Source organism: Bergeyella anatis, assembly GCF_036016955.1.
Classification (GTDB): domain Bacteria; phylum Bacteroidota; class Bacteroidia; order Flavobacteriales; family Weeksellaceae; genus JAYWXI01.
The window spans coordinates 1-8,970 of the sequence record NZ_JAYWXI010000031.1 but is presented as its reverse complement, the minus strand read 5'-3'; the positions used below and the strand labels follow the sequence as shown (position 1 = coordinate 8,970).

18 protein-coding genes are annotated in these 8,970 nt (G+C 33.1%); all 18 read left to right on the top strand.

Translation table 11 applies throughout. The features are described 5' to 3' along the window. The coding region (locus VQ048_RS11585; protein ID WP_327611832.1) for an RHS repeat domain-containing protein at nt 1-1,416 on the top strand (1,416 nt) is incomplete at its 5' end. A gap of 1 nt (nt 1,417) precedes the next feature. Continuing rightward, nucleotides 1,418-1,831 carry a DUF3592 domain-containing protein gene (locus VQ048_RS11580; protein ID WP_327611831.1) on the top strand — a complete coding sequence of 138 codons (414 nt, stop codon included), beginning with the start codon at nt 1,418-1,420 and terminating at the stop codon, nt 1,829-1,831. Nucleotides 1,832-1,848: 17 nt separating this feature from the next. After that, nucleotides 1,849-2,706 (top strand): RHS repeat domain-containing protein, encoded by an 858-nt coding sequence (locus VQ048_RS11575; protein ID WP_327611830.1) that lies wholly within the window; start codon nt 1,849-1,851, stop codon nt 2,704-2,706. A 38-nt stretch (nt 2,707-2,744) separates the two neighbouring features. Then, nucleotides 2,745-3,401, top strand: coding sequence for a hypothetical protein (locus VQ048_RS11570; RefSeq protein ID WP_327611829.1), 657 nt, complete (start codon nt 2,745-2,747; stop codon nt 3,399-3,401). Next, entirely contained in the window at nt 3,394-3,843 is a 450-nt protein-coding gene (locus VQ048_RS11565; protein ID WP_327611828.1) for a hypothetical protein, read from the top strand. The genes VQ048_RS11570 and VQ048_RS11565 overlap by 8 nt, the downstream gene beginning before the upstream one ends. Before the next feature lie 127 nt (nt 3,844-3,970). Next, complete coding sequence (locus VQ048_RS11560; protein WP_327611827.1) at nt 3,971-4,387, top strand: hypothetical protein; 417 nt, start codon at nt 3,971-3,973, stop codon at nt 4,385-4,387. Between the two features lie 64 nt (nt 4,388-4,451). After that, nucleotides 4,452-4,613, top strand: a complete 162-nt coding sequence (locus VQ048_RS11555) for a hypothetical protein (protein WP_327611826.1) — start codon at nt 4,452-4,454, stop codon at nt 4,611-4,613. Further along, a complete protein-coding gene (locus tag VQ048_RS11550) occupies nt 4,606-5,160 on the top strand; it encodes a hypothetical protein (RefSeq protein ID WP_327611825.1) in 555 nt (184 codons plus the stop codon). Before VQ048_RS11555 ends, VQ048_RS11550 begins: the two co-directional genes overlap by 8 nt. 72 nt (nt 5,161-5,232) lie before the next feature. Continuing rightward, nucleotides 5,233-5,382, top strand: a complete 150-nt coding sequence (locus tag VQ048_RS11545; RefSeq protein ID WP_327611824.1) for a hypothetical protein — start codon at nt 5,233-5,235, stop codon at nt 5,380-5,382. Continuing rightward, nucleotides 5,351-5,839 (top strand): hypothetical protein, encoded by a 489-nt coding sequence (locus tag VQ048_RS11540; protein WP_327611823.1) that lies wholly within the window; start codon nt 5,351-5,353, stop codon nt 5,837-5,839. The genes VQ048_RS11545 and VQ048_RS11540 overlap by 32 nt, the downstream gene beginning before the upstream one ends. Before the next feature lie 144 nt (nt 5,840-5,983). Further along, the gene (locus tag VQ048_RS11535; protein ID WP_327611822.1) at nt 5,984-6,208 is read left to right on the top strand and encodes a hypothetical protein; all 225 of its coding nucleotides are present in this window, start codon (nt 5,984-5,986) and stop codon (nt 6,206-6,208) included. Next, on the top strand, nt 6,208-6,405 hold the full coding sequence (locus VQ048_RS11530) for a hypothetical protein (RefSeq protein ID WP_327611821.1): 198 nt from the start codon (nt 6,208-6,210) through the stop codon (nt 6,403-6,405). Before VQ048_RS11535 ends, VQ048_RS11530 begins: the two co-directional genes overlap by 1 nt. Further along, nucleotides 6,395-6,823, top strand: a complete 429-nt coding sequence (locus tag VQ048_RS11525) for a hypothetical protein (RefSeq protein WP_327611820.1) — start codon at nt 6,395-6,397, stop codon at nt 6,821-6,823. Before VQ048_RS11530 ends, VQ048_RS11525 begins: the two co-directional genes overlap by 11 nt. 233 nt (nt 6,824-7,056) lie before the next feature. Continuing rightward, nucleotides 7,057-7,413, top strand: a complete 357-nt coding sequence (locus VQ048_RS11520) for a hypothetical protein (RefSeq protein ID WP_327611819.1) — start codon at nt 7,057-7,059, stop codon at nt 7,411-7,413. 118 nt (nt 7,414-7,531) lie between these two features. Next, nucleotides 7,532-7,909: a hypothetical protein gene (locus tag VQ048_RS11515; protein ID WP_327611818.1), complete on the top strand. Its 378-nt coding sequence runs from the start codon at nt 7,532-7,534 to the stop codon at nt 7,907-7,909. A 240-nt stretch (nt 7,910-8,149) separates the two neighbouring features. After that, nucleotides 8,150-8,305 (top strand): hypothetical protein, encoded by a 156-nt coding sequence (locus VQ048_RS11510; protein WP_327611817.1) that lies wholly within the window; start codon nt 8,150-8,152, stop codon nt 8,303-8,305. Further along, on the top strand, nt 8,295-8,618 hold the full coding sequence (locus tag VQ048_RS11505) for a hypothetical protein (protein WP_327611816.1): 324 nt from the start codon (nt 8,295-8,297) through the stop codon (nt 8,616-8,618). Before VQ048_RS11510 ends, VQ048_RS11505 begins: the two co-directional genes overlap by 11 nt. A gap of 52 nt (nt 8,619-8,670) precedes the next feature. Continuing rightward, nucleotides 8,671-8,970, top strand: a 300-nt coding sequence (locus VQ048_RS11500) for an RHS repeat domain-containing protein (protein WP_327611815.1), incomplete at its 3' end; no start/stop codon positions are given.

The window sequence follows — 8,970 nt, the reverse complement described above, 5'->3', positions numbered from 1 at the left end:
TTTGTGGTTAATAAGGGTAAATTTACCAAGCATTACTTCGAGGGAACTTCAAGAATAGTAAGTAAGTTAGGGGAAGGTACTTTTCATCAGCCGACAGGTCTAACCGCTGGCAGTATAGACTACATTAAACAAAGTGCGAAAATACAGGAAGCCATAGACCAATATATCAAAGGATTAAACATTCCGCCAGGTCCTCCTACTCAACACGGCATATACGGCACACCTGACTTTACAGGACAAGAGTACCCAAGTATAGATTGGTCAGACATTAGCCAAGACCAAGAGCCACCCGAAGGTTGGCCAAGACCGCCTAAATTTAACGAACCGGGCGATGTGCCGGGTCCGCCAGTACAGTATGGCGACCCCGTAAAGCCTGACAATGTTAAAGGAGGCTTTGGTTATGTGGATAATGGGATAGAGGAGAAAAACTTGTATTTCTATCACCCCGACCATTTAGGAAGTTCTTCGTATATCACGGATAAGGACGGTAATATCAATCAGCATACCGAATATATGGCATTTGGTGAGGTATTGTTTGATGAGCACAAAGTGAGTAGGAGAATGCCGTATTTGTTTAATGGTAAGGAGCTGGATAGCGAGACGGGGTTATATTATTATGGAGCAAGATACTATGATGCGAGGGTTTCTTTATGGCTTGGCACAGACCCATTGAGTGGATACAACCCAATAATGGAAATAGAGCACTATATAGATGGTGAACATAACGGAGGGGTATTTAACCCGATGAACTTTGCTACTTATTCTTATACTTATCAAAATCCAATACTTTACATAGACCCTAATGGAAAACAGGTGCAATTTGATGTAGGGGGATATTTACAAGGGCAATTTGATGCTTTAGGTGCAGAAATAGATAGAAAAATTAAATATGCATCCAAAAAGATTATAGATATGTTTAATGTTGAAGTAGGTGCTTCTGCGGGAATTGGATTAGGTTTTAAGGCGACAAAATATGCCGTTGGTAAGTTGGATCTTGAGTTAGCAGGAATTAAGGGAGGTGTATCTTCTAAAGGAATTGATGTGGGAATGAATGTTGTTAAAATTAAAGGGGAGGCTAAAATAGGAGGAAAAGGAGGCTTGGATCTTTTAGTATCACTTGATGGAGCGAAAGTTGATTTTTCTAATGTACAGAATATTATTAAATTAGAATCTCCAGATTTTGATAAATTTACTTTTGGTAGTGTAGAAGGTAAAGCAAAATTTATGAGTTTGTTTGAAGGAACAGGGTCGGCATGGTTGATACAAAATAATAAGGGAGAGTGGAGTGCCTTGAGTGGTACGACAAAATTGAAAACAAAATCTGATGTTTTTTCTAAATCTGATATAGCAGCAGAATTAAAAGTAGGAGTTAAAGTATCTATAGGTGTTAATATAACGCAGTTATTTGAAAAATAGAATGGAAAAAGAGTTGGTTTTTATTTGGTTATGTGTGGGATTAGTTTTTTTTGTAGGAGGAATTATTATGCTTGTGAGATTAAATAAAAAGATGAAAAAATACATTCGTACCATTGGTGTTATTTCAAGTAAGCAGAAGAAAATTTATGATATTTCTGTGGGGGAAATAGCTGATGTGTATTTTGAGTATAGAGTAAGGTATTATGTTCAGAAAAATGAAATAGATGGCATAAGTGATTTTAAAGTACAGAAAGAATTAAATATCGGAGATAAAGTGGAAATTTATTATAACCCCAGTAATGTAGAAGAATTTATGATGTTTCCTGTACAAGAAAGGTTAATGTATACTATATTTATAATTATAGGCTTTCTTTCTTTTATTATATTTTGGTGGGTCGTGTACCAAAATCAGTGATGTAAAAACGTTAAAAAATGCACTGTCAAACTGTCATAAAAAAGAGAAATACGTTTCGGGGTTTCGTCGGACCTACGACGGAGACACGACGGAGCGATGACGGAGCGGTACGCAATAAAAAAAGGCTGCCAAAATGGCAAAAAGGGAAATTCACAAAACACTACTTCGAGGGAATTTCAAGAATAGTAAGCAAACTGGGAGAGGGAACATTTCATCAACCGTCTGGTATAAATGCAGGAGGAATTGATTATGTGAAACAATCCGCAAAAGTGCAGGAAGCCATAGACCAATACATCAAAGGATTAAACATTCCGCCAGGTCCGCCAACGCAACACGGCATATACGGCACACCTGACTTTACAGGTGTAGAATATCCGTCGATTGACTGGAGTGATATATCTCAAGACCAAGAGCCGCCCGAAGGGTGGCCAAGACCGCCTAAATTTAATGAGCCGGGCGATGTACCGGGACCTCCAGTGCAATACGGTGACCCAGTGAAACCCGAAACGGTAGAGGGCGGATTTGGATTTAAGGATAACGGGATAGAAGAACGCAACCTTTATTATTACCACCCAGACCATTTGGGCAGTAGTAGCTACATTACAGACAAAGACGGTAACATTAGTCAGCACACAGAGTACATCGCCTTTGGCGAGGTGCTGTTTGATGAACACAAAGTGAGTAGAAGAATGCCATACTTATTTAACGGCAAAGAGTTAGATAGTGAGACAGGGTTATATTATTATGGAGCGAGGTACTATGATGCAAAGGTTTCTTTATGGCTTGGTGTAGACCCTTTGGCGGAGAAGTATCCGAATATGTCGCCTTATACTTATACTAATAATAATCCGATACTGATGGAAGAAGTCCGTTAGACATCATCATAGTTGGTAAAAATGGAAATCAAATACGTGTGGAAACCGCTGGTAATAAGGATTATTATTTTAGCATTCCTTATAACATTAACCAAAGTAAAACTATGGATCTTGGTTTTAAATATATTGATCTACAACGATTAGCAGTTGGTTATTCCATGGAGGTAAATGCAGGATGGAAAATTGCAGGAGGTGGTGAGTTTGCAGGAACAATATCTATTGTAAATTATATGAATAAGGATTATGGAGGTTATCTTTATCACTATGTTGGTGGAGAAGCGAGAGCAACAATGGGGCTTCAAGCGGGAGTTGGAGCGAGCATAGGGGCAAATTTCTTTATAATGTATAACACTGCTAATAAGCCAAATTATGATCCAGTTAACTTTTCAGGTTTTGGGTTCTCTCAAGATTTGAAAGACGTTGTTGGCGGTGGCTGGAATGCATCTGTTTTTAGTTCAGGTGACTGGAAAGGGGTTTCTGTTGGCGCATCACTTGGAGTAGGTCTATCCGGAAATTTAGGCTCTGTATATATTGGTGGATCTAATTCCATTTTGTTAAACAATGTTATTAAAACTAAAGACAGAACGCTAATGGATAAGGCTCTTAATTTATTCCCAAGTACATCCATTCCACAGGCTACAACCCAATATACTATTGATAGAATTAAAAAAAATCAAGGTAAGAAAGATGAGTAAATTTATAATGCTTTTGTTTTGTTTGTCAATTTTTGCTTGTAATTATCAGAAATCAACAGAAAATAATGTTGGATGGAGAGACTTCGGTGGAATAGATAGTTTAAAGATGAAAGGAGTTGTTTCATACATAAATAAAGATATTGGAAATGGTTACCACGGAAGAGGGATTATAGGGCTTAATTTATTAGAAACAAATATTAATTTTTATGATCCCTCTCAAAAGCAAGACAATTATTATTGCATCATTAAAAAAAATCGAGCAGAAGTATATGACAATAATCTACGGGATATGCATATTGGTGATACTATTTTTATTGATACGAAAACTCAAATTATATCTTGGACCAATAAAAATGATGAGAAGTTTGAGTATTCTATCTCTATTGGTGAACCAAGTTTTTTTAAATTCATTAAAGAAAATAATCTGCAGAAAATTAAATAATCACTATTGTTTCATCAAAATAAAGCCACTCAATGAGTTGGTCGTGTACCAAAGTTAGTGATGCTAAAATAAACTAAAAAATGTACGGTCAAACTAATATTAATCTATAAAAAAATAAAAACGTCTAATGAATAGGGTTCCACTTTTTATATTATTGACTGTGCTACTATCTTGTTGGGATAGTCCTAAGGATAAAATAAGAGATACTATTTTATATGATGATAGTGTGGGCTATTGGAATTATGAATGGCCCAGAGAGCGAGCTGAATTTTATGGGATGACTTTTGAGTTTAACAGTAAGGGAAAAGTAAAACAATATTCATTTGATAAAATGGAGAACAAGAGAAATTTATTTTCTGATTATGGTATGGCGCCAAGGTTGGAATGGGGTGTTGCGAATGACTCTATATTCACCTGGATGAACTACAATTCTAAAATAAAAGTAGTTAAATATAATCAGGATACGATTTGGCTTTTTGATCAGGGACAAAATAGGAGTAGTATGTTAATAAGGCTGAAAGGAAACTTAAATATTGAAAAGTGAGGAGTTGTGAGGGATAAAAATCCACAATCTTTGGGAGGAACGAATCAAGGCGGTTAATGCTATTATGCCAAATGATAGAGGTGATTTTGATTCTAAAGCTTTAGATAGGAAAGATTTGAGTCGTCATGGAGTCAGAAAATATAGTGAAGTAAAAGAAGAATTTATAAAAATAAATCCTGAATTATTGAGAAATCCTCCTAATAATAAAAACAGAAGAAATGAATAAGAAAATTTTTGCACTTTTAATTATTCTTTTTTTTACGCAATCTTGTAATAAAAATACAGATTTGTTTAAATATGAAGATTTGAGTTTATCATCATATAATGAGAATGATCTTTTTTTGATAGGATATAGGGCATTTGTTTTTGTGAAAACTTCGGAAATAAATACTCTCGGTTATTTGAATAGTGAAGAGTTGAATATGATGTATGAAAAGTATTATGCAGAAGAATACGATTATACTTCTTTTTTGAGTGATGTTCTTAACTTTAAGAAATCAATACCTGTATCTTATATTAAACCGAGTAATTTATTTCGATTGGATTCAGTTCTTGTTGAGTATTATGAAAGTGGGGGGATTGAGTTGATTCAGGAAAAATATACAGAACGTAGGGGGGATAGATTTTACTTAGATAAAAACTTGTCTGATATTGTAAAAAGAAGAACCATTTTATATCTATTTTACATAAATGCCTATGAATATTATAGAGATGATTATTCCTCCAATGAATGGTTTGAAAAAAAAGAAAGCCTTTGTTTTTTATTAGTGTGATAGGTCGAGAAGTGTATATCAAATAATGCTGCCAAGATTAATTTATAAGCCTCTGCCCTTAATGTTGCTATTATGCCAAATGATAGAGGCGATTTTGATCCTAAAGCTTTAGATAGGAAAGATTTGAGTGGTCATGGAGTCAGAAAATATAGTGAAGTAAAAGAGGAACTTATAAAAATAAATCCAAAATATGAGAAAAAATTTGAAGACGCAAGAAAATAAATTTGCTAAGCTGATAGGTTATATTTCATTTATTGTAATGATTCTTTTTTCTTGTAACAAAAAAGAGGATAGAATTAAATTGATGGGTAGATTTAATGAAGAATATGAGGTTGATTATAGAAAAGATACTATTAGGATTATCTTTAAAAATTTAGAATCAAATTTTGAAGATTCATTGGTTTGTGTTAAAAAGCTAAATGATTTTTATGAAATAGATAATAATGACAAAAGAGTGTTTTTTTCTGTTAATAAAGATACCGTATATTCAATAAATGATAAAGGGTTTACATATAAGACCGAAATAAAAAAGGTTGATAAAACGGTTTTTAAAACTTCTACAATTTTGACAAATGATATGCAAGAAGAGGTTCTTTTGTCATCAATATTTTATGATGAAAATTATAGAATAATAAAGATAGAAAAACAAGGTTTGTTTACTTTTTATCCGCAAAATTAGGTCGAGAAGTGTATATCAAATAATGCTGCCAAGATTAATTTATAAGTCTCTGCCCTTAATGTTGCTATTGCGCCACTTGGTTGAGAATTTTCTTGCCAAAGTTTCTGAAGAGCATGAAAAATCTAATAAGAAAAAGTAATTAAAATGAACGATTTTTTTCATATAGTTGATTTTTTAATATTCCAAATTTTGATTTTTTTTCAAATTAGAAAATCTGTGAAAAAATATGGAGTTGATACAGGCACGATTTCCATTATAAAAGGTTTTGTTTTTTTGGAGTTGTTTTGTCTTTATAATTTGATTTTAGGTCGCTCAACTATATTAGTTATTTTTGAGTTTTTTAAGTGGATGTTTAAAAATGGATTTTGATGACTTTCCCTCTGCAAAGTCCCTCGACGCAAAGCCTGTGTGACGAACACAAGGTAAGTAGAAGAATGCCGTATCTTTTCAATGGTAAGGCGTTGGATAGTGAAATAGGATTAGATAAAATTCCACATCTTGATTATGATGGGGAGGTTGGTAAAAAGGATTTTTCAAAGGATAAAATAAAAATAGATGATAAATAGTCAAAAAGTACTTATTGTATTCATTGTTTTAGGTTTGATTTCGTGTGAAAAAAAAATTAACTCCTTGGATAGCAAAATTTTAAAATATGAAGAATTACCGAAAGCCGTAAAGAATAAAGTTTTTTATTCAAATGGAAGGTTACAAGAGGTTGGTAATCCTCATGATTTTAGTTTTCAAGAAATCAATACCCCTAAACAGTATGAATATTATACAAAGAAAGAATGGTTTTTTCCTTGGATTTATAAGGAGTATATTAAAGACAAAGATTCTAAGATAGAATATTCTTTGAAAGCAATAGGAGAGGAAAGAGGAAATCGTTATATTGTTTATGGAGACTCATTGTATATAGCTAACCATTATCTTCTTTATGAAGAAGATAGTTTAAGTTATACTTTCACGCGATTTATTTTAAGATAGCGTGGTATAGAGATTCATTGGTTTATGACAAAGACGGCAACAGAGTACATCGCCTTTGGCGAAATATTGTTTGACGAACAGAACGTAAGCCGACGAATGCCGTATCTATTTAACGGCAATAATAGATTGGTTAAATCTGATGGAGGTATTATTAAAGATAACGCTGAGATAAGAAGATACGATACATTTTAGAAAATTGGAACAAGCCCCTAAAGAACAAAAAACTAAAGATTATGAATAGATTTTTAATATTTATAACCGGTCTCTTTCTTATGTTTTTTTCTTGTAGCTATGAGCGGACTTATACAAAATACTCTGTAAAGGATTTATCAAAAGTTGTCAATGATACTTTGGAAGTGAATACTCCAGAGAGGGTAAATAATTTAGAAGTTCTGATAAAAGGGACTATAAATGGAAGGGCTGTTTTGAAGTTTGAGAATGGTTCAGGAAGATACAACACGATTGAATTAGAAGGTTTGATTAATGAGGTTTATGCAACGGAATGGTATGATACTAAATGTAAGTTTATTTACGAACCTGTGTCAAAGGTAAAAGGAGATTCATTAATTTTAGAATATAGAATTTATTAATAAAATCGGTCGTGTATCAAAGTTAGTGATGTTTATATTAAGGAGGAGTTTAGTTTTAAACTTTGGAGTATCATATAATTTGCAAAATGGAATATGGTACAAGTAAATATTTATAATCATGATAAAAAAAGTATTGAAATTTTTTTTGGTATTATTAATTATTGTGGCTGGATATTTCTTTTATAGATTATCTGAAAAAGAAAATAATGATTGTCATTATAATATGTTCAGGGATAGAAGTAATGAATGTATAGCTGTTGTGGTAGATTTGCCTAATCCTAATAATGTTTACTTTGAAATGGTAAAGGCTTATAATCCTTATACAGGTGAGGAATGTACATGTCGTGATATGGGGAGAAGTTGGTTTAACTACATTGACGATATAGAGGTTGGTGATACTATAATAAAACGAAAAGGGGAACTCACTTTCTATATTCATAAAAAGGATACTATTATTACCCATTATTGGGAGTGTAATGGTAAGATTTATAAGTGATTAACTATTTCGTGGGGCGTGTATCAAAGTCGGTAATGCTAAAACAAACTAAAAAATCGAACACGGTCAAACGGTCATGAAAAAGAGAAATGAATTTCGGGGTTTCGTTGGAGCATGTAATGAATATACGACACAGAATGGTCATGATCCTTTAACTACAGCGAATTTTAGTGGAAACTGTTGGAATATTCAAGGAGGAATTGGTCCAATTTCTATAAATTATGGACAAACTGCAAAAAAATGATAAAAAAACAAAATGTTTCAATGGGTGGAGTTAGTGTATCTTCAAGTGTTTTAAACTTTATAAAAAGACCTAAACTATCCGGAGGGATTAGTGTGCAAGCCGGAACAACATACATTATGCCTAGTAAAAGAATCAGAGAAAATGAAAAGTAGAAATATAGTCAGTCTGATAATGTTTGCTTTATTTATATTATCTTATTTTTTTTATAGAGAATATCAGAAGACGGAAACTGAAAGAACTAAAGAGGCGAATTTAAATTTTTCTTTTTCAGGTAAAATTGATAGTATGTATATTGATAATCAAAATCATGGCTGGTTAATAATTGTTTTATCGACAAAGGAAGTATTGCGTTTTAATGGTTCGGATAGGCATATGTATGAAAAAAATGACAGTATAGTAAAGCGTAAAGGAGAGGATAGTATTTATATTTACAGGGATGGAATGGTAAAGTCTTACAAATACTGAAGGATGGTCTTGTATCAAAGTTAGTGATGATGATTTAAAATATTGAGGGATATTGTTATCCAGAGGAGAGGTTCTTTTAAATATTGGTTTAGACAAAGACGGTAACATTAGCCAACACACAGAGTATATCGCCTTTGGCGAGGTGCTGTTTGATGAGCATAAAGTGAGCCGACGAATGCCGTATCTTTTCAATGGTAAGGAGTTAGATAGTGAGACAGGACTATACTACTATGGAGCGAGGTATTACGACCCGAGAGTAAGTTTGTGGCTGAATGTAGACCCGTTAGTAGAAAAAACAATGCAACCGTATGCTTATACGAATAATAACCCTATAATGTTGATAGACCCAACG